Annotated in this window: 17 protein-coding genes; 4 read left to right on the top strand and 13 right to left on the bottom strand. The window is 52.7% G+C overall.

The features are described from left to right. Positions 1–20 precede the first annotated feature (20 nt). Both CWE14_RS09305 and CWE14_RS09310 read right to left on the bottom strand, forming a co-directional pair. Complete coding sequence (locus tag CWE14_RS09305) at positions 21–632, bottom strand: DUF502 domain-containing protein (protein ID WP_126799389.1); 612 nt, start codon at positions 630–632, stop codon at positions 21–23. 125 nt (positions 633–757) lie between these two features. Beyond that, on the bottom strand, positions 758–1,180 hold the full coding sequence (locus tag CWE14_RS09310) for an MAPEG family protein (RefSeq protein WP_126799134.1): 423 nt from the start codon (positions 1,178–1,180) through the stop codon (positions 758–760). A 146-nt stretch (positions 1,181–1,326) separates the two neighbouring features. Here CWE14_RS09310 and CWE14_RS09315 point away from each other — a divergent pair, with 146 nt between their 5' ends. Beyond that, positions 1,327–2,724: a serine hydrolase gene (locus tag CWE14_RS09315; protein ID WP_126799135.1), complete on the top strand. Its 1,398-nt coding sequence runs from the start codon at positions 1,327–1,329 to the stop codon at positions 2,722–2,724. Here the strand turns inward: CWE14_RS09315 and CWE14_RS09320 are convergent. The 5 genes from CWE14_RS09320 to CWE14_RS09340 all read right to left on the bottom strand — a co-directional run bounded on the left by CWE14_RS09320 (position 2,714) and on the right by CWE14_RS09340 (position 12,362). Then, positions 2,714–3,382, bottom strand: coding sequence for a class I SAM-dependent methyltransferase (locus CWE14_RS09320; RefSeq protein ID WP_126799136.1), 669 nt, complete (start codon positions 3,380–3,382; stop codon positions 2,714–2,716). The genes CWE14_RS09315 and CWE14_RS09320 overlap by 11 nt on opposite strands. 101 nt (positions 3,383–3,483) lie before the next feature. Beyond that, a complete protein-coding gene (locus CWE14_RS09325) occupies positions 3,484–6,156 on the bottom strand; it encodes a TonB-dependent receptor domain-containing protein (protein ID WP_126799137.1) in 2,673 nt (890 codons plus the stop codon). Positions 6,157–6,170: 14 nt separating this feature from the next. Next, a complete protein-coding gene (locus CWE14_RS09330; RefSeq protein WP_126799138.1) occupies positions 6,171–8,864 on the bottom strand; it encodes a hypothetical protein in 2,694 nt (897 codons plus the stop codon). Between the two features lie 129 nt (positions 8,865–8,993). Then, a complete protein-coding gene (locus CWE14_RS09335) occupies positions 8,994–10,829 on the bottom strand; it encodes an ABC transporter ATP-binding protein (protein WP_126799139.1) in 1,836 nt (611 codons plus the stop codon). Positions 10,830–10,934: 105 nt separating this feature from the next. Further along, a complete protein-coding gene (locus CWE14_RS09340) occupies positions 10,935–12,362 on the bottom strand; it encodes a hypothetical protein (RefSeq protein ID WP_126799140.1) in 1,428 nt (475 codons plus the stop codon). Positions 12,363–12,575: 213 nt separating this feature from the next. On the opposite strand from CWE14_RS09340, the gene CWE14_RS09345 reads away from it, so the two are divergent. Further along, a complete protein-coding gene (locus CWE14_RS09345; RefSeq protein ID WP_126799141.1) occupies positions 12,576–13,619 on the top strand; it encodes an alkene reductase in 1,044 nt (347 codons plus the stop codon). Here the strand turns inward: CWE14_RS09345 and CWE14_RS09350 are convergent, their stop codons facing one another. Both CWE14_RS09350 and CWE14_RS09355 read right to left on the bottom strand, forming a co-directional pair. After that, positions 13,620–14,306 carry a hypothetical protein gene (locus CWE14_RS09350; protein ID WP_126799142.1) on the bottom strand — a complete coding sequence of 229 codons (687 nt, stop codon included), beginning with the start codon at positions 14,304–14,306 and terminating at the stop codon, positions 13,620–13,622. It lies immediately after the preceding gene. Positions 14,307–14,393: 87 nt separating this feature from the next. Beyond that, positions 14,394–15,104: a hypothetical protein gene (locus CWE14_RS09355; RefSeq protein WP_126799143.1), complete on the bottom strand. Its 711-nt coding sequence runs from the start codon at positions 15,102–15,104 to the stop codon at positions 14,394–14,396. 117 nt (positions 15,105–15,221) lie between these two features. Between CWE14_RS09355 and CWE14_RS09360 the strand changes: the two genes are divergently transcribed. Next, positions 15,222–15,950, top strand: coding sequence for an alpha/beta hydrolase (locus tag CWE14_RS09360; RefSeq protein ID WP_126799144.1), 729 nt, complete (start codon positions 15,222–15,224; stop codon positions 15,948–15,950). 35 nt (positions 15,951–15,985) lie between these two features. Here the strand turns inward: CWE14_RS09360 and CWE14_RS09365 are convergent, their stop codons facing one another. Further along, entirely contained in the window at positions 15,986–17,173 is a 1,188-nt protein-coding gene (locus CWE14_RS09365; RefSeq protein WP_126799145.1) for a BaiN/RdsA family NAD(P)/FAD-dependent oxidoreductase, read from the bottom strand. Between the two features lie 146 nt (positions 17,174–17,319). Between CWE14_RS09365 and CWE14_RS09370 the strand changes: the two genes are divergently transcribed. Continuing rightward, positions 17,320–18,693: a YfcC family protein gene (locus CWE14_RS09370; RefSeq protein ID WP_126799146.1), complete on the top strand. Its 1,374-nt coding sequence runs from the start codon at positions 17,320–17,322 to the stop codon at positions 18,691–18,693. A 112-nt stretch (positions 18,694–18,805) separates the two neighbouring features. On the opposite strand, the gene CWE14_RS09375 is transcribed toward CWE14_RS09370, so the two are convergent. Genes CWE14_RS09375 through CWE14_RS09385 form a run of 3 tightly spaced genes read right to left on the bottom strand, consistent with a single transcriptional unit; the run spans position 18,806 to position 20,937 of the window. Next, positions 18,806–19,609, bottom strand: a complete 804-nt coding sequence (locus CWE14_RS09375; RefSeq protein WP_126799147.1) for a class I SAM-dependent methyltransferase — start codon at positions 19,607–19,609, stop codon at positions 18,806–18,808. 1 nt (position 19,610) lies between these two features. Beyond that, positions 19,611–20,093, bottom strand: coding sequence for a GNAT family N-acetyltransferase (locus CWE14_RS09380; RefSeq protein ID WP_241972368.1), 483 nt, complete (start codon positions 20,091–20,093; stop codon positions 19,611–19,613). Positions 20,094–20,109: 16 nt separating this feature from the next. Further along, positions 20,110–20,937, bottom strand: a complete 828-nt coding sequence (locus CWE14_RS09385) for a Dam family site-specific DNA-(adenine-N6)-methyltransferase (RefSeq protein ID WP_126789440.1) — start codon at positions 20,935–20,937, stop codon at positions 20,110–20,112. Positions 20,938–20,939 lie beyond the last annotated feature (2 nt).

Raw genomic sequence — 20,939 nt, forward strand, 5'->3', positions numbered from 1 at the left:
TTCCTGCTGGTCGTTGGTAATTATTTAATTGTGGTGTTTGGCGCCTTCTTGCTCCCAAGCCCGCCGCTCAGAACCAGTTGCAGAGCTTCAGCAGGTTTCATGCTTAAATTGCGTGTATAGGATTTGGGCACCATGATCATATAACCACCAACGTTGTACGCCATTGGTAAAAAGACTGCAAGTTGTTCTTCATCCAGCAAATCTGCAATTTTGTCGTTTTGATCTGTACCTTTCTTGGTCACTATTCCAATCATTTCGATCTCGGAATTAGGCATTTTCACCATAACCACTGACTCGTCTTCAAAGTTTTCACCGCTCATCACTTCAAAGAGGTCCTGAATAATACCGTATACCTGACTCACCCCCGGAATGTGCGCCAGGATACGACCAGGAATTTTCCATAACCGCGCACCGCGCCGGGAGTACGCGGTAAAACCAATCAGGGCGCAGATAGCAAGAAAGGCAAGCAGCGCCATGCCTGGGATATACCAATGGGCAGGAACAAACGCCTCAAGTGTGGGCGACAACCAGCTTTCGATGGTCATTAGTAGCCAGCGCACCAACTCGATGGTGATGACCAGAGGTAAAATAATGAATAGGCCGCGCACGATAAAACGCGATAGCTTACGCATGGTAAACCGCATATAAAGCTCCGAATAATGTTAAGAGACAACTATAGTGCATTTTCGTAAGCCGGGATAATCGCGGCCTGCTCAGTCAGCATTCGCTGGTTTAGCTCTGAACTGGTCTCAGCCCATTAAAATAATGCAACCAGTGCGCTGATCAGCAATGCCAGGTTCGCGACCCAGGCCAGCATGAAAAAATAGCTGCGGGGGCTCGGATTGGTGTTGGTCGCAATTGCATAGTAAAGCACCATATGCAGCACACGGGCGAGCAGCATAATCCAGGTTAGCCAGGCAACCAATACTGGGCTCACGCCGACCACTATAGCTAATACGCTGGCGCCCAACATGGTACCGAGGTTCTCCAGTGTATTCTGGTGGGTACGCCAGGCGCGAAAGGTGAAGCTATGATGGTCGCTGGCCTTTGGAGCAGTGCCTGGAATCGCGCCTTCTTCGCGCGCTTTGCGTCCACTGGCAATAAGCCACTGCACAAACACCATTAATAACAGCAGGCCAATAGCCAGCAAACTTATGCGATAGTCAGTCAAGTCGATCATGAGATAAGATCCTTTTTTGTCGTTCTTAATTTGGATTAGCCTAGCAGCTATAGGTTAAAACTGGTTACAATTATTTCTGCCTGATCTGTTGGCAGCAATACATACTAAAGTTATCAGGGTCAGGATCGAAAATACGGGAGATTTCTATGTATCCAAGACGGTATCCAAGACGAAAAACCATTGCGGTCATGGCTGGTCTGGTAGCTGGCTTGCTAAGCCTTATGGGAAGTGCCAACGGCGCTGATATTTCAACTGCAGTCGAGGCACGTATTGAGGGTGACAGCTCAGGCGGATGTCTGGCTGTGGGACGACTTCAAGTGATAGAGGACGGTGCAGATATCAGGCGCGAGACCGCTTTCGCCTGTGCCGACAATGACACAAGCAGAGCTGACGCACGCACAGTTTTTGAAATAGGCTCCATCAGTAAAGCAATGCTTGGCGTGTTAGCAGCCGATTTAGTGCTGCGAGGGGACCTTGATATTGACCGTCCGGTAGCGGATTACCTGCCTCACGCTGGTCCGCCGGATACCGCTGACACCATACTGGTGCGTCACCTGCTAACGCATACCTCCGGGCTGCCGCGGCTACCCGCTTTGCAACCAGCGGACCATGAAGACCCTTATGCGGATTTCACCGATGACGCTTTATGGCGTTCGTTCGAGAACGCACCACTGGCAAGCGAACCGGGGGAAGCCTACAGTTACTCAAATTTTGCTTACATGATCCTGTCTAAGCTCATTGCGGAGGTGAGCGGTCAGTCGGTGCAGGATTATTACCAGACACGCTTATTTGAGCCTCTGGCAATGGAGCATTCCGGATTCGGGGTGGAAACCATTGAAGGGCGGTTGGCGAATGGCGATGCGGCTAAAAACTGGAATTTCCCGAAGGACATGGAAGCCGTCGGTGGAGTGCGCAGCAGCTTACATGACATGCTTAATTTTGCGCAGTTGCAGCTCGGCTTAGGACCGTCAGAGTTGGTCGAGGCGGCGCAGCAATCGCATCAGCTGCTGGCCGAAGTCGGGGAGCAGCGTATCGCCTGGGGCTGGATGCTGCATGAGCGCAACAATCGTCAGTATATTATGCACGGGGGTGGCACGGGTGGCTTTAATGCGACGCTTATTATTGAACCGGCAGAACAGAAAGCGGTGGTGGTACTGGCCAATGCTGCCCTCTATAACACTCAGGATGTGCAATCGCTGGGCCTGCATTTACTGGACGACTCTGTCGAACCTGGTCTGGCGCACCGTGTAGCCGCTCGGCCCGAGGCAATAAGCCTGGAAGATTATGAGGGAGATTATCCATTGGTGCCCGGCTTTAATGTGCGCATTTTTGCTGAGGATAACCAGCTGTACTTGCAGGTAAGCGGGCAGCCTTCGGCACCTCTCAACTATCAGAGCGAGGATGTTTTTGAAAATCTTCAGTACGGCGTCGAAATCGAGTTTGAACGTGACGAAACAGGGCAAGTTAGCGGGCTGGAACTCCGGCAATACGGGCAGACGTTGAGCGGACCACGGGACGTCGCGGATGGCAATGCTAATCCGTAGCTTTTTGCCACAGCACGGTATCGCGACCTCGCTCTAACTCTTGCAGCGGCCAGTGTTGACTGATGTAGTCCATGCTTTTATCACTGAACAGGCTGATATGGGTCGGATCGTGAATATAGCGCCAGCTAGCGAACTCAGCTTTGCTAATAGCACGCTGGGTCATGACCATCAGTAAGCCGCCAGGCTTAAGGCACTGACAGAGGGTATCGAGAACCTGAGCTGGCTGGCTCAGGTGTTCAAACACTTCGGTGGCCGTAATGAAGTCGTACGTTTGTTGCAGGCGGGCAGGTTCATTGGCGTAGTAAATGTCGTAATTGGCACAGCTAAAACCAGCCTCTGCGAACATCAGGGAAAGGGTCGGGCCGGGGCCACTGCCAAAGTCCAGCCCGCTTGCTCCCGGTTGCAGCCGTGTTACCACAGGTTCAAGCGCTCGGCTCAAAAAACGCCGGTAACCTGGATCCTGTGGGTTGTTCTTGTGCAGTTCATAGATTGCTTGCTCGTCGCTGGCGCCCGGCTGCTGCTCAGCTGGCACCTGTACCAGACCACATTCAAGGCAGGCAAAGTAGTCACGATTTACAATCGCGCCATGCTGACCCTGATACCAGTGTTCGAAATCTGTTGAGGCGCATAAGACACAGGGTGTCGACAGAGTTTTCATGGGTGGCAGGTGTACGTAAAGTAACTGGAGGCGCTACTTTAGCGCAGCAAGAGGAATTAAAAAAGGGCCCGCAGGCCCTTAGTAGTTAGGCTTAATCTGACTTAGAAACGGTAGGTCAGGCTGGCACTGACACTAGTTCCAGGGTCGCGCCCTTGCAGAATTTCCCCTTGTTGGAGAATTTCAGTGCGTTCCCCGAGCAGGTTCTTGGCCGCCAGTTTCAACGACAGTCCCTCTACCGGATAGTAGCTGTATGTGGCATCGACAGAGTGGAACGGTTGCTCATAGGCATCGTCTTTGCCATTCACGCCGGCAAAGTTAATCCGTTCGCCAAATACGTTGTAGCTAAGCGTTGCCGAGTGGCGTTCATTGTTGGAGTCGAAGCCGAGCTGCGCATTGACTACATACTCTGAGTGCCCGCTCATGCGACGTTCCAGGTTAGTGATATTGGACGCGCCAAACCGCTGGATACGAATATCTGAGTCGCTCAGAGTCAGGTTACCGGCAACAAAGAACTGATCCAGCCAGCCCGGAGAGGTTGACCATAGCCCACCTAAACGGCGCACAAACTCGGTTTCAACACCATAAATGCTGCCTTCTTCCGCATTACGGAACGAGACCAGTAAGTTACCGTCCGAGCCCATGATTTCAATGCTTTCAATCGGCGCGTCAATGTCCTTATAGAAGGCGCCAACACTGAGGCTGTTGCCGGAGGGTAAGTACCACTCCCAGCGCACGTCAGCATTAAGCAGCTTTGAGCTTTCCAGATCCTGAAAGCCGATCACGTTGAAGTCAGTTATTGGGTCGACGTAGAGCACCGGCGTGACCTCACGTAAATCCGGACGCACTACCGACTGACTGAGACCAAAACGTACCTGCATATCCGGGTGGAACAACCAGGTCAGTGCAGCGCTGGGGTACCAGTCTTCATCCAGCAACGGATATTCTGCAGGGTCACCCTGAATCTCACCCGTGGATGGGCTTAATGGTAACGCCAATTGGCGGAAGTCTTCGTAGCGAGCACCCAGTGTAAAGCGCCAGGTGTCATTCAGCATCGAGTCGAGGCCGAGATAAAACGCATCCAGTTGCTGAGCGGCCACATAGTCGTCCGCCTGGGCGGTAACATCTGAGATAGCGAAATTCTTCGACGGGTCGAGAATATTGGCATCGGAAAATATCTCCGAAAAGCGCTGCTGCAGCTCAACATTATCGAAGCCACGGCTGTCCAGCTTGAAGCGGTCGACTTCTGAGTTCCGTGAGCGTTGGAAGTACATATAACCGCCCTGCAGTTCCAGCTCCCAACTTGCCAGACTCACTGGTAGCTTGAAGTCGATGCTGCCGTTCTCGGTCCGATCTTTCATATCGCCAAAGATATACTGCACCGCATTGTCGCTGCGGCGCAGGGTGGCGGTTTGACTACCGTCATCCTGAGTCGAGCGAATGTAGCGGTACTCAACTTCGCCCGGTGCGTAGCGGCGGGCGCGGGCATCTGTCCATTGCCACTGCATATTGAGGTCACTGAGGAAATCAAAATGATGGTCGCCGCGAAACTGGTTAGCAGTTAATGTGCGTTCTTCATAACGGGCCGAGTAGTCCATGTTTTCACGGTTCGGTTCGTTGATGGTTTCGATGGTATCGCCAACTTTCAGTTTTACTTCATCGCTCGTATCAAGCAGGTAAATGGTGCTGCTTTCGAGCGTATGCATGTTGTCATAATTCAGCCCGAAGTTAACAATCGAGGACACCTGTGTGCTGTATTCGGTGCCTGAAATGTCGTCGTAGCGAACCAGTGGAGTCAGTTCACTGCCACTGGTGATTGAGTAATAACGTTCCTGTTCGTCGATATTGCGGCTGGAGCGATCATAGGCAAATGAGCCAATAGCACCAAAGGTCAGTTTGTCAGTTAACTGCAGACTGTCGCCGTAGGTCAGGCTGGCGTCCATGTCTGGACCAATTGAGGTACGCTCAATGTCCATATCCCGGTTTAGCGCGACACCCAGTTCACGGTTGATGGTTTCGGCTCGCGCCAGGTTTTCGGCGTTAATACCACCAAGTTGGCGGGCAATTGGAATGGTTTCCAGCGAGCCATACAAATCCAGCGCCTGCTGAATGTCGGTTGGTAAACCGCGGGTGCCGTCATCACGGCCGCGCCAGTCATCGTCTCCGCCGGCGTATTCGAGCCCGTCGTCGGAGTTCAGACTGTTGTAGCCGGTACCCAGCGACAGTTCGAACACACGCTCACGAGGCAGGCTTAGGGTACGGATGTTTACGCCACCACCACCAAATGAAGCTGGTTGATCAACCGAGAAGGTTTTCTGCACCATCAGGCTTTCGATGATAGCAGTCGGAAACATATCCAGCGGTACCACGTTGCGGGTCGGGTCAGGGCTGGGCACCATAGCGCCGTTGAGTAAGGTACTGGAATAACGCTCGCCGAGACCACGGACGTAGATAAATTTATTATCAATCAGGGTCAGGCCAGTGATTCGTTTCAGTGCCGCGGCAACATCCGAGTCGCCAATACGGCTGATCATTTCTGCATCCAAAATTTCGGTAACCTGCGATTGCTCACGGCGTTCAGCCGCGGTGATCGCCGCCGAACTCATTAATCGGCCGGTTACCTGAATACGCTCAATGCTAGGTGCCACATTACTGTCGGCTGCTTCTGCGCTCTCTGCACTCTCAGCCCAAGCGGGCTGAGAGATACAAGAGACAGAGGCGAGCGCGAGCAGGATGGCCTTGGCCAGCGGGCGTAAGGTCATGTTTGAACAGCTCATCGCAGCCTCTCTTCTTAGTTAGCTTGCAAACCAATCGTCCAGCCCTGAGTCCAGTCATAGTCAGCAGACGCTGCACCGATGAACGGAACATTGAGGAAGAACTCATCACCGCTATAGTCTTTGCTTGGGTTGGTGCTAATGGTCAGGTAACCGTTGAGCACATCGTCGATACCAGCCTCGACCGCATTACCATCCTGCGCTAAGAACCACTGTTCGGTTGTTTGCGTAGCACTGACATCGCCAAGGAAAGGTTCGGCACAGGCAATCACCGAGTGAGTCATCTCAGTAGTGAAGTCAGCGGCAAGGTCCTCTGACTCCTGAGAGTTGAATTCCAGGCATTCACCCATTCCGTTCGGGCCGGTTACCAGCATGTTGTGAAGTTTACCGGTGGTACCTGCACGCAACAGAATGCCCTCAGAGTCTTTATCCGCTGAGGTGTAGTCATTTCCGATAATAGTCATGTTGGCAATGACAGGGTTGGAAATAGGTGTCGCTGTAAAGTCACCAGACTGGTTGTCTGCTTCGATACCGCGGTTGGCTTCGCCGTTATGAACCGCAAGCATGAACTGTAAACGACCTGTCCAGCCATCGGCCCAATCCAGTGAATCGTCACCGGCACCCGTGGTAACCACATAACGCGCATCCACTGTGCCACCGAAGAACTCAATGCCATCGTCGAGGTTTTCATGTACCTGAATAAAGGCTACCCGGGTTTGATCGCCAATGCCTGCGAACGTGATACCGTTTAACTCGTTGTCAGGTAATACTTCGTAACCCGCGTACTGAACCCGGACAAACTTCAGTTTGCCAGAATCGTCGTTGGCGTCGGCACCACCATATGGACCAGCATCACCTTCTGCTTCGATGTCACAGCTGGCAAGGTCGGCCTGGTCGCATTTATTGCTTGGCGCGTTACCCAGTAACACCACACCGCCCCACTGACCTTTGCCTGTGTTGGCATCAATTACATCCTGTAGCGAGGTCATAGTGATAGGCGCGTTTGGACGCCCTTCTGCGATAATTTTAGAACCGCGCGCGATAACCAGGAAATCAGCACCGTTTTCACCGTAAAGGCGCACACCCGGGTCGATAAACAAAGTCGCTGAATCGGCGTTGTCGTTACCGATACGGACCAGGCCATCAAGTTGGTAGTCAGCGCCAACTGGCAAATGCAGGTTCTCGGTGTACGTGCCACTTAGTTCGCAGGTCAGCTTGTCAGTCAGCGATTCAACCTGTGTCGTTCCGGCCGGGCAACTAATGGCCGATGCGTCGTTGTGTAACGCGTAGGTCCAGTCCAGTGTCCAGTCGTTCTCGCCGTCAAAGGCACCGATGTAGTCCACGTCGTCAAACCAGGTATCTACCTCGTTGGCAACGTTCAGTCCGGCACCCAGTGCAGGTGAAACTGCTGACGGGAAGTAGCCACCTAACAACGGGTCGGCGGTTGAGTTACCAGGCTGCGCCAGGAACCAGGTTTCAGCGTCAAAAATGACGGTGTCGGTCTCATCAACGCTGTCTTTGAATGGTTCGCTGCAGTGAATAATAGAATGCTCAAAACGTAAGTCACCGCTGTCGGCGTTGTCGACCGTTTCCTGATCATTCAGCTCAAAGCATTCACCCATGCCCGGCTCACCGGTCACAATGAAGTTATAAAGCTCAGCACTGGTGCCGCGGCGCAATAAAATACCTTCACCATCATCGTCACCATCCCACTCATTGCCGATAATCGTCATGTTGGAAATAATCGGGCGGCTGCGCGGGGTTGCGCTGAAATTGCTTGAACTGTTATCGGCCTCGATGCCCCGGTTGGCTTTGCCATTGACTGTATTGTGTTGCACCAGAACGTGCTGCATACGGCCATTCCAGCCAGCATCCCAGTCCAGCGAGTCATCACCATTGCCGGTCAGAACTACATATTTGGCGTCCGCAGTACCGCCGAAAAACTCGATGCCATCGTCGAGGTTATTGTGCACCTGAATGTATTCAATGGTGGTGCCTTTGCCGACGCCGCCGAAGGTAATACCATTCAGTTCATTGTCAGGCAGGACTTCGTAGCCTGCGTAACGTACCTGCAGGTAGCGCAACGTTCCGCTATTGTCATTTACATCGGAGCCACCGTAAGGACCCGCATCACCCTCTGCTTCAATAGCACAGTCATCCAGGTTGTCCTGATCACATCCGTTGACAGGGGCCTGACCAAGTAACACTAAACCGCCCCATTGCCCGATTGAAGTGGCATCGGTTAGTCCGAGCAGGTTCTGCAGCGAGGTCATCACGATAGGCTCGTTGCGGGTACCTTCGGCTTCAAGTTGAGAGCCGCGGCGCACGACCATGAAGTCGGCACCACTTTTACCGAACAGCGTGGTGCCGCGTTCGATGGTCAGTACTGTGTTGTCAGCTTTGTCGTTGCCCACTGCTACTCGGCCGTCTAAGGCCCACAGCACGTCGTTGGTTAACGTCCGGTCGGTGGTGAAAGTACCACTGATTTCACAAACAGTTGCATTCATGCCATCCACTGGATCGCCGGTTACTGCCCACTCCGGGCAATCAGCACCGGTAGGAGGTGGAGTACCACCGCCGCCACCGGGAGGAGGTGTATTACCGCCGTCGCCGCCACTGCCACTGTTAATGTTGATATCACCGCCACAGGCAGCCAGCGTTAATGCGGCTGTGACCAGACTCAGCCGGAATAATTGTTTTAGTTGGAACATAGAGTTGTCTCCGCAGAGGGTTGTGAGAGAAAAGCGCGATTAGTCTGCTCCCTCTGCGTGACATTATGGTTATTAAACGATGACAGCTGGGTGTCATCTTGGTTTCATTTCAATGACATAGCTGTATAGCTAGCTTACATCTTCGGCCAGAAAACCTCCCGACTGGCGGCGCCAGAGCTTGGCATACAAACCGTCCTGAGTGATCAGTTGTTCATGCGTACCCTGTTCGATAACTCGCCCCTGATCCATGATCACCAGACGGTCCATCGCAGCAATGGTGGATAGTCGGTGGGCAATGGCGATCACCGTTTTACCTTCCATCAGGTTATAGAGGTTTTCCTGGATAGCGGTTTCCACTTCACTGTCGAGCGCGGAGGTCGCTTCATCCAGAATCAGAATGGGGGCATCTTTTAACATTACTCGGGCAATAGCGATCCGCTGGCGCTGGCCTCCGGACAGTTTCACCCCACGTTCACCCACATGCGCATCGTAGCCAGTGCGACCTTTGTGGTCACTTAAGTCGGCGATAAACTCATCGGCATGGGCGCGTCGCGCGGCATATAAAAGTTCATCTTCGCTGGCATCCGGACGGCCGTACATAATATTGTCGCGCACCGAGCGATGCAGTAACGAGGTGTCCTGCGTGACCATACCAATGTGTGCTCGCAGGGTGTCCTGCTGCACGTCAGCAATGTTCTGACCATCAATTAGAATACGACCACTCTGCACATCGTAGAAACGCAGCAACAAGTTGACCAGGGTCGACTTACCGGCGCCGGAGCGGCCAACAATACCAACTTTTTCGCCGGGTTTGATATTCAGTTTGAGCCCGTCCATCACACCGCTGGCTTTACCGTAGTGGAAGTTAACGTCGTCGAATTCGATACCACCTTTGCTGACCTGCAATGGAAGCGCGTCGGGCTTGTCTTCGACCGTACGCGAGACCGCAATCGAGCCGATCCCATCCTGCACAGTACCGATGGCTTCAAACAACTGAGTCAGTTGCCACATCACCATTTGTGACATCCCAAACAACCGCAACACCAGGCCTACTACTACCGCCACGGCGCCTAAGGAGACCGCTTCATTGAGCCATAAACCGATCGCCAGTGCGGCAGAAGCAAACAGCAAGAGGCAGTTGATGACGTATAGCAAACCATACAGCAGCGTCACCAGGCGCATTTGTTTGTGCACGGTAAGCAGAAAATCATCCATGCCATCGCGGGCAAAACTGGTTTCACGCGCGCCATGAGAGAACAATTTCACGGTCTGGATATTGGTGTAACTGTCGACGATACGACCCGTCATAATCGAGCGGGCATCGGCCTGTTCCTGGGAGATTTTGCCGAGCCGCGGGACAAACACATAAAGCAGCAATGCATAGATAACTATCCAGCCCGCCAGTGGCAGGATCAGACGCCAGTCGGCAGTAGCAATCAACACAAACATGGCAAGGAAATAGACGCCAATGTAGTTGACCACTTCGATAAAGCTGACCACCACCTGACGCACCGAGAGCGCGGTTTGCATCAGCTTGGTTGCAACCCGGCCGGGGAATTCGTCCTGGTAGTAGCTCATAGACTGCTTCAACAGATAGCGATGCACCAGCCAGCGAATACGCATCGGGTAGTTGCCGAGCAGGGTCTGGTGCATAAGCAGCGACTGAAACCAAACCAGTGTAGGCAGGCCAATCAATACCACTGCCGACATGGCGGTCAGTTTTATCCATTCGTTGGCGAGAAAGTTAGCGCGATCCTGCTCTGACAGCCAGTCGACAATACTGCCAAGAAAGCCGAACAACCAGACTTCGGTAATGGCTACCAGCGCCATCAGAATGGCGACCATAATCAGGTACTTTTCTGAGCCTTTGGTGAAGTGGTAACAGAAGGCAAAGAAACCCTTCGGCGGTTGGGCCGGCTCGGCTTCAGGAAATGGGTCTAAACGATTTTCAAACCAACGAAACATAAGGCTTCCTTGTATACGGCGCGCTTTATGGGGTACGACAAAAACGCGCATAACAAACAGGGGCTATAAGAGCCCCTGAGTATACAATAAAAGCGACCTATTCAATCAGAGCTCTATGACATCAATATGTAAATGACTTCCTTGCTGACGAATACTGGTCTCGGCAGCATGGCTAAACTCAACACCCTGCCAGGTAAAGTCAATCGACTCGAGCTGACAGCTCTCGTTGCCATCACACAAGACCGGCAATGAATCGACTTTAACCTGCAGTCGCAATACCGGACGTTCATCACCCGGTGACTGCATATGAGTTGCAGCACCTTCGATAAGAAGCTTGGTCATGTTGCCGTAAATAGAAATCGACTGCGGCTGCGGCAGAACATACGAGCCCTGCTGCGGCTGGGTAAAGCCCCCCGTACCGCTTGAGAAATTAACATCGAGCCCAGCGGTCGCCTGCTTACTCTTTAAATGAATGGCGAAATCCAGGGTGGCGTCAGTCAGCGCGGCGAACTGTTCAAGGTTAAGAGCCTGGTCCGGGCTACTTTGTTGGTAGGCCCATTCGACAAGTGCCTCAATCGGGTAGCGGGCTAACAGCTCATTGATGCGCGCTTCATCAGGCTCTTCGAACTGACGCCACTCGGCGAGCAGGGCGTTTAATGACGAGGCATCGTTGATCTGTTGCTGCGCATTCTGTTCCACCCGGGTTGCCAGGATCACCTGGGCGGCCCCGGTCCCATAGGAATAACGGCGCAGGTCACTGCTGTTGTGAACCCCTTCAGGGTTTACTTGCAGATGGTCTTTAACGCGCCGTGTGACGTTAAAACGCGGATGAACCAGACGACCGGCGGTGAGCCCGATGTATTCAGCAGTACCTTCAATAATTTCAAGCTGGTGCAGGCGTTCCATCGGTCCAGCGCCCATTTGCATGACCAGTAAATGATCAATGGTCAGCAGGTCATCCAGTAATCCGGGTACGCGCTCGGCAGGGGCATCCAGTGCCTGCTCCAGCAGATCGCGGCGAAGCTGCAGTAAGGCGCGAATTTGCGGATTTTTAAACGCGTCAGGATCGACAAACTCAGCCACTGCGGTGCGGGAAAAGTGGCGACGTTGATAGCCATGGAAGGCTTCATGAAACAGCAGGTTTAAGGTGTCCTGGGGGTTGCTTTGCAAACTCACTGCCGTGGCGACGATATTGCCGAGCTGGTAGTCAATATGAAAGCTGTCGCTGAGTCTTGGCAGGCTATCTTCATAGTAATAATAGCGCTCGCTAAGCTGTTGGTAGTCGCCCTCTGGCACATGCTCGCTCACCAGCAACGCGGGCCCTTGTCGAAAATACACAATGAAGGGGGTGTTGGCACTCCAGAAATCCGGCCATAGCTCTTCAGCCTGGGCAGCAGCGCGTTCGATATACTGAGCATGCTCGACCAGCTCGCGCTGGGTTTCGTTTTCGGTGGCTATCTGTGAGCTACAGGCCGCCAACCAGGTAACTAATAAACTGCTAATGAGTAATGAACGCCAGGCAGTAAATTTCATAGTTCAGACCATCCTAGTGGTTAATTTCCGTGCCAGACTTCAGTCCCAATTGGGGCCCTCGGCAATGCGTTAGTATAAAAACGAATAATTTATCCGATTATTGTCTTTTTAGCAGACCTTGTGAAGCACCAAATCTGACCTCATAGCGTAGACAAGCTTAGCTTACTTGTCCTGGTTGCTATTCAACCAACAGTCTCTTGAAAGGATCGTCTAATGCACACCAACCTGTTTTCCCCGGTGACCCTAAACCCCACACTAACCCTGAAGAACCGTGTCGCCATGGCGCCATTAACCCGCTGCATGGCGGCTGCGGATCTGACTCCTACCGATGACATGGCCGCTTATTATGCGCGCCGTGCCGATGTCGGTTTGATAATTTCCGAAGCGACCATCATCCGCGCTGATGCGCAGGGCTACCCGAACGTGCCGGGTATCTTCCGCCCGTCCCACATTGAAGGCTGGCAGAAAGTCACCGACGCGGTGCATGAAAAAGGTGGCACCATCTTTTGCCAGTTGTGGCACGTGGGTCGGGTTTCGCATCAGGTCTTTCATGGCTCGCGCCCGGTCTCAGCGTCGGCGATTGGCCTTAATGAACGCATTCCACGGATGCCTGGTCTGACGTACCCGGTGCCGCGCGCGCTCGGCAGCGGTGAAATCGAGCAGCTTATTGAAGACTATGCAGTGGCCGCTTCCAATTCACGCTCCGCAGGGTTTGACGGGGTCGAAATCCATGGAGCCAATGGCTACCTGCTTGACCAGTTCCTGCACTATGCCAGCAACCATCGTGAGGATGAGTTTGGTGGTACCCCGGAAAATATGGTGCGCTTCCCACTGGCGGTGGTCGATGCAGTCATTGCTGCAGTCGGTGCTGACCGCGTTGGCCTGCGTTTATCGCCGGGCGCTTATGCCCATATGACCGAAGATCCGCGCGATAAAGCGGTCTTTCAATTATTGTTAGCAGAGCTGGATAAACGCGACCTGGCCTATCTGCACGTGGGTATTTTCGATGACAGCATGACCTTCGATGCCCTTGACGGCATGCGCTCCAGCGAGTTCCTGCGGGCCAACTACAAAGGCACCTTTATGGGTTGCGGCAGCTACACCGCCGATCAGGCTGATCAGGGTATCGCTGAGGGCAAATTCGACCTGGCTGCCATCGGCCGACCGTTGATAGCCAACCCGGATTACATCCAACGCGTGCAACAGGGCGAAGCGCTGGTTGAATACGACGCCGAGATGCTGAAAACGCTGGTTTAATTAATCGCCGGCTTGCAGCAACTGCTGACTGCGTTGCTGCAAGTCCTGCAGATATTGGGTTTCTGATTCAATCGAGTCATATTCATCAATCGTACGGCCGAGCGTGACCACTTTAACCTGCTTGTCGCCGGAGCCGTTACTGGTGCCGGGCATGCTGAAGGTTAGTGCCATTAGCGCAGCAGACTCACAGTCAAGTGCTCCGCGCACCTCATCACTGAACTCTGTTTGCCGCACGAACCGCTCATCGACCCGCTGGTAAGTATGCATGTTGAGTTGGCCGTTCTCGCTGTTTTCGGTCACCAGGCTAAAGCCGGTCAGTTGCTCATTGTCGGTCCGCGTGTCCGCCTGACTATAGAGGTGAAGTACATAGGTGCGTTCATTGTCCGTCAGTGTAGGGGCAGACTGAATGTCTGTGGCGAATTGGTTTAGCAACGCATGCCGGGTAAAGGTCTGCAGTGTAGCAGCAGGCATCCAAAGCGTATCCTGAGCTAGCTTTCTGATGCCGTAAGCACTTACGTCTTCATACCCGTCCGTACCGTAGGTTCCCATCCATTCAGACGAAAGTATCTGCCGCACTTCGATCTCCTGGCCAAGCAGCGTGACTTCCGTAGACGGCTCTTCTGCCGCCGCGAAGGGCAAAACAATGCAGCTAAGTACGGCAACAAGTAATCGAGTAAAAAAGACCATGAACAAATCCTTATGTGGTTTCTTCCTCCCCAGCTAACCTGATCCCAGGTTGGTTGTAAAGACCTGAGCCCGGCGGCACGGATCAGTTTAAAGGGACTGAGCGGGGTTCACCCTTAGGCCCTGAACAAACCCGCAATTTTCAATTTGGCGGTAGTTCTGGCTTTCTAACGGTCGCAGTTTCGTGATGTCTACCCGGCCGGAAAAATCATGCGTCACTTCACTTTCAATCTGATAGTAGAAGTTTACATAGGGACTCTGCTTCGACAGGTTAATATAAGGCATGCCATCAATCGCCCACTGACCCTGCAAGGTCTCGCCGTCTGTATAGGTCAGTGTAAAGCGATAATCGTTGGTCAGGGTGAGGGTTTGCATCAACTCGCAATTGTCTGCCTGATAGGTCCCGATAACAGAATGCACTGCTCCATTTACGAGTCTGTCATCAACCAGGTACAGCCCCATATTGCCGCCTCGATACCAGTGGTTACCGCGCTGGATAATTGACGTGCCAATGCTCTCGTAGCCTAAGCCATTAAGAAGCGACACCACGCTGTCGACCTCGCGGCCAAGAGTCGCCGCTGAGCCCAGAATTATGGTCGAAGCATCCATCGTTGCGGGGTGTGGAATCGAGATAACCGTAACCTCAAGCCCCGCTTTCTCCAGTTCGTGCTGTATTTCTATAACGCTGGAGGGGTTTAACTTATAGTCATTGAGAAAAACTGTAGGTGATGCGCAGCCGCTGACAGTGATTAAAGTCACCAGGATCACGCAAATACGTTGCACAGATTGATAAACAGGCATTGGCAAAAGTTTCCGTCCTTGATTCTTTCTTCTACTGTACGGTAGAAGTGCGCTGAGGGGAACGAATCGCTTTTTTCTTTAAACACTTTAATTTGATCAAAACTCAAGGAATAAGATTTGAAATCTTTTGTGTTAATTATTGTTCTACTATCCAGTGTTTTCAGTGCCGCAGCTGGTACCGTTTATGATGAATCGAGAGACAGGTATATTCCGATAGAAATATCGCATCCCACTTCACAAAGAGAATGCAGTGAGGCTGAAAAATGTCCGGTAGCATTTCTTAGTGCGGGTTATGGTGTCTCTCATATCAAATACTCCTTTTTGTCGCAGCAGTTAAATCAATTGGGTTACATGGTTGTAGCTATCGGGCATGAACTAGAGAGTGATCCGCCGTTATCAGTATCTGGTGACCTGTATGAATCCCGCCGCGAGAACTGGAGTCGAGGCGCTGAGACATTGGATTTTATTAAACACAATCTTGAACATGTTCATCAAAATTACGACTTTAATAACTTGTTGCTTATCGGTCATTCAAATGGAGGTGATATATCGTCCTGGCTTGCCAATCAGGGTACAGACTACATAGCAACCGTCATTACGCTTGATCACCGGCGCGTTCCGCTTCCACGTAGTACGGAAATCGAGGTGCTTTCAATTCGAGGCAGTGACTACCCTGCGGACGATGGGGTTTTACCTTCATCACAAGAAAGCGAGCGCTACGGTATTTGCGTTAAGAAAATAGCGGAATCGCGGCACAATGATATGACAGACTACGGCCCCGTCTGGCTTAAAGACGAGATTGCTCGTACAGTCGCTAATTATCTAACGCGTGAGCGCTGTGGCTAATTAGGTTGCCTGGTAAAAGGGTATGGTTTTAGCCGTTAAACCGACTCGCCGCAGACCCAGGCGCTGGACCAGGCCCATTGGAAGTTGTAGCCGCCGAGCCAGCCGGTGACATCGAGCACTTCGCCAATGAAGTAGAGGCCTGGTTGCAGTTTGCTCTGCATGGTCTTGGAACTGACCTCATCAACGTCAACGCCACCGAGGGTGACTTCGGCGGTGCGGTAGCCCTCGGTACCGTTGGGTTTAAGCGGCCAGTTGTGGAGGCATTCGGCGATGCTGCTGAGTTCGGCGTGACTGTAGTCGGCGAGGTTCTTCTGTGGCCATTGTTCGCGCTCCAGCAGAATGGTTACTAAACGCTTGGCGATGTGCTGGCTTAACCAGGCTTTGAGGCCCATTTTTGGCTGTTGCTGTTTGCTCGCTTTCAGCGCTTCAAAAGCATCTGCGTCGGGCATTAAGTTAATGTGCACGCTTTCGCCCGGCTGCCAATACGAGGACACCTGCAAAATTGCCGGGCCGCTGACGCCGCGGTGGGTAAATAGCATGGCTTCTTTAAAGCTGGCACGGTCGCTGGCAGCAATGACATCACAGGCGGTGCCGGCAAGGGGCTCAAACTGCGCTTTGTCGCTGTCATGCAGGGTGAATGGCACCAGCCCGGCACGCACGGGCTGGATGCTGTGACCGAACTGTTCCGCGAGCTTGAAGCCAAACGCGGTCGCGCCGAGTTTTGGCATTGATAAACCGCCAGTCGCGACCACCACTGACTTAGCTTTGTATGCTCCCTGCGATGTGTCGAGCTGGTACTCCTGGCCGTCGAAACTGACATCAGTCACGTTGGTGCGCAGTTGAACCCGCGCGCCATATTCAGCGCATTCATCAAGCAACATGCGGACGATCTGTTTAGCAGAGTCGTCGCAAAATAGCTGACCCAGGGTTTTCTCGTGGTAAGCAATACCATAACGGCTAACCTGCGCAATGAAGTCCCATTGGGTGTAGCGGCTTAATGCAGACTTGCAGAAATGCGGGTTTGCCGACAAAAAGTTGTCTGGCGCGGTGTACATATTGGTGAAATTGCAGCGTCCGCCGCCGGAAATCAGGATCTTTTTGCCAGCCTGCTTGGCGTGATCGAGTACCAGCACCGACTTTCCGCGTTTAGCGGCGGTGGCGGCGCAATGGAGGCCAGCCGCGCCAGCGCCCAGAATAATGCAGTCAAATGTCTTAGTTTCCATTTACTTAGCTCAAAGCAGGCAAGTTCGCGGTTGGCTTCAACCGTTAAAAGCGGGCAGTTTAGCACAGTTGTGAACAAATCGGATTTGCCTCGGAGCCCCCTTTTGCATAGTCTAGAGCGCGTTTAAATTTCGGGAACTGATTTGTTATGTCAAAAATAAAAATTCCACACACGCTGGTGCTGATGTTCATCATGATGATGGTGGCGCTGGTGTTAACCTGGATTTTGCCAACCGGTTCATTTGACCGTCAGGTTGAAGATGGTTTGACCGTCGTGGTACCAGGCAGTTATGAAATGCAGGAAGATGTCCCCCGGCTGAGCCCTGTGCGCTTGCTTACGGTGATTCCGGAAGCGCTGGAAGCGGCTCAAAACGTTATTTTCTTCGTTTTTCTGATCGGTGGCGTGCTCGGTATTATTCGTCACACTGGCGCATTGGATGCGGTGATCGGCAAGCTGCTGGAGAAATTCGGTAGCCGCATGGGTCTGCTCATTTTCGGTGGCATGTTCATTTTTGGCCTGTTCTCATCGGTGATCGGCATGGCTGCCGAGTACGTGGTCTTCGTGGCTCTGCTGGTCGGGTTGTGCAGGGCCATTAAGCTCGATGCAATGGTGGCGATGGGGATCCTGGTGGTCGGCTATGGTGTCGGGTACGGTTTGTCGTTAACCAATCCCTTTACCGTGGTGATCGCTCAGGCCATTGCCGAAGTGCAGCCGGGCAGCGGCGCCTGGTTGCGTATTCTGTTGCTGATCCCGGTCTTTGCTGTTGGCTTCCACCATGTGTACAGCTACGCCAAAAAAGTCAAAGCGGACCCGGCTAACTCGCTATTGGCGGACTTACCGACCGAAGAGATCAAACAGGACGCTGACGCTTATCCGAAAATGAATAAAACCCATATTGCGGTAATCAGCGCCTTTGGTTTGGCCCTTGCGTTACTGGTTTATGGCATTCAATGGCACGGCTGGTATTTAACAGAGCTGAGTGCGCTGTTTATTGGCCTGGGGATAGCGACTATCTTTATTGGCCGGCTTGGCTTCGATGAAGCGGCGCAAAAGTTCATTGACGGCGCTGCCCAGTTAACCGCGACGGCATTACTGGTTGGTTTTGCCCGCAGTATCGCGATGATCCTGGAAGATGGTCAGGTTCTCGACACCGTTATCCATTACTTGTCGATGCCGGTTGATGCCATGGGGTCCTATTTTGGTGCGGTAGGCATGCTCTTCATCCAGTCGTTCCTTAACTTGTTCATTCCATCGGGCTCAGGGCAGGCGTTTGTAACCATGCCTATTATGGTGCCGATTGCGGACACGGCTGAAATTGGTCGTCAGGTGGCTGTACTGGCGTTCCAGATGGGTGATGGTTTCATGAATATGATTGTACCGACTAACCCGGTGTTGATGGGTATTCTTGGCCTGGCCGGAATCCCTTACGACCGCTGGTTCCGCTTTATGGCACCTTTGATGTTGAAATTGCTGGTAGTGTGTTCGTTCGCACTGATGTTTGCGGTGTTTGTCGGCTACTAACTGGCCACCGCGGCAATCAGAAGCCTCGTTGCGATTGCAGCGGGGCTTTTTTGTGTGCGTGGTTTTGTAGGTGCAGTAGTTGTCTGCATGGCAGTTAAGCGCCAATGGCGCGTTAGTAGGCTTGTTTTATATAAATATCGAAGCGGTGCTTCTTGCTGGGAACCTGCGCACTCGGATGCTGCCCCGCCAGATACGGTGCTTTCGCCGGGCGCTTGACGACCACCCGGTGCGTGGCAACCGCCAGCGCTGCCGGTAACAGCTGGTCGCTGTCTTCATCCGTTCCTGCCAAATGTTGCAGCATCTGCATGTCTTTTTTGACTGCCGCTGATTTATCCCGGTGCGGAAACATAGGGTCTAGATAAATCGCCATGGGGGGCTCTTTCGCCAGCTGTTGAGCGTAGGCCTGCTCAATGATACTGCCGCGAGGCAGCACGCGTGCGCGTTCAGTCACCCATGGACCTATGCTGTCATCATGCTGAGCGCGGTTGATCGCGTCACTCAACAAAACATGAATGGCTGGGTTTCGTTCTAAAAAACGTACCTGACAACCTGCATGCACCAGGATCATGCCGTCCCGGCCCAGGCCCGCAGTCGCATCCAGAATGTTTGGCCGATGCCCCTTAGCAATGCCAAGGGCGCGGACAATGGCTTCGTCGCGAGCGCCGCCAGCCTGACGACGCCAGGCTTGTTTCCCGCGAACAAAGTCGACCAACAAAGGCGTTACTTTCGGTTGTGATTTCCAGCGCAGTTGAACCCCAAACTGGGTGAGCTCAAGAACAAAGTCATGCTCATTGGCTTCTTCAGGTAACTGATAATGCCTGGCTAATTGTTGGGCGGCGGCTGCGAGTTCGGGTTCCGCAGCCATCAGTGCAGGGGTCTGTAAACAACCCGGGGTGTGCTCAGTGTCTGTGGTCATCTTAGTCAGCCCTGGCGATGTAGCGCATGTCCTGGTGCGGAATACCGTCTTCGAGGTATTCCGACCCTTCACAGACAAAATCGAGGGAACGATAGAAGTCGAGCAGGTAGCATTGCGCACCGATGACAATCTGCTGGCTAAGGCTATTACTCAGGGCTACCTGCATCGCTTTTTTCATCAGCACCCGACCCAGCTGTCGTCCACGAGCATGCGGCGCAACAATAACCCTGCCAATTCGATGCACATCCGCATCGGCGCCGTGCAGGCTCGTTTTCGTTTTGCCTGTGGCATGAAAAATACGCGCGTAGGCGATCAGTTGCTCATTCTCGTAACTAAGCAGATGCAACGCCTGTTGATCTTCGCCGTCGGCGTCCTGATAAGGACAGTTTTGTTCGACTACAAAAACGGCCTGGCGCAGAGCCAGTACCGCATAAAGGTCCGCTAAGCTAAGCTCGTTAAAGGTCTTTAATTGCCAGTCAATCATGGTTTGTCAGCCTGAATCAGGTGAAAAGCTGGGCCGGATAAAACGCCAGCAACTCGGCGGCTTTGCTGCGGCCGTCGCCTTTCTGTGAAATGTAGCGATTAACCTGCAACTCGGTCAGCTTAGCTTTATGGTAGAACAAACGGCTGTGTTCTGTGTCATGGTTGCTGATTAATACCGGGATCCCGCGTTTGAATGCTGCTCGTTCTGCTTTTTGTGCCAAAATGGCCTGTTCGTCCAGGCTGAAACCACCGCTGGCATAGCTGGTAAAGCTGGCAGTCGGACTAAGCGGTAAATAGGGCGGATCGCAGTAAATAGCGTGCCCTTTACGTGCTCGCCGAAAGCTATTTTGAAATGGCTGGCAGGTGAAGGTGGCTTTTTTCGCTTTCTCAGCAAAAAACTCCAGTTCGGCTTGAGGAAAATAAGGTTTCTTGTATTTTCCAAATGGCACATTGAACTGGCCGCTGGCGTTGTAACGGCACAAGCCATTGTAGCCGTGACGGTTGAGGTACAAAAAAAGCAACGATCGGTGGTAAATGTCGTCGCTTTGGTTGAACTCACGGCGCAGCGCATAGAAGGCATCGGCCTGGTTGTTGCGCATCTCAAACAAGCGCCTGGCGTCTTCAATAAAGGTTTTCGGGCGACGTTTAATAATCTGGTAGAGGTTAATCAGGTCGGCATTGATGTCGTTCAGCAAATAATGGTCATAGTCGCTGTTTAAAAACACCGAACCGGCGCCGACGAACGGCTCAATTAGCTTGTCAGCGGGCGGCAACAACTGGTTAATAGCTTCAACCAGTGAGTATTTGCCGCCGGCCCACTTTAAAAAGGCGCGTTGCTTTTTCATTT

Origin of the sequence: Aliidiomarina soli, assembly GCF_003986975.1 — a bacterium.
Lineage (GTDB): Bacteria > Pseudomonadota > Gammaproteobacteria > Enterobacterales > Alteromonadaceae > Aliidiomarina > Aliidiomarina soli.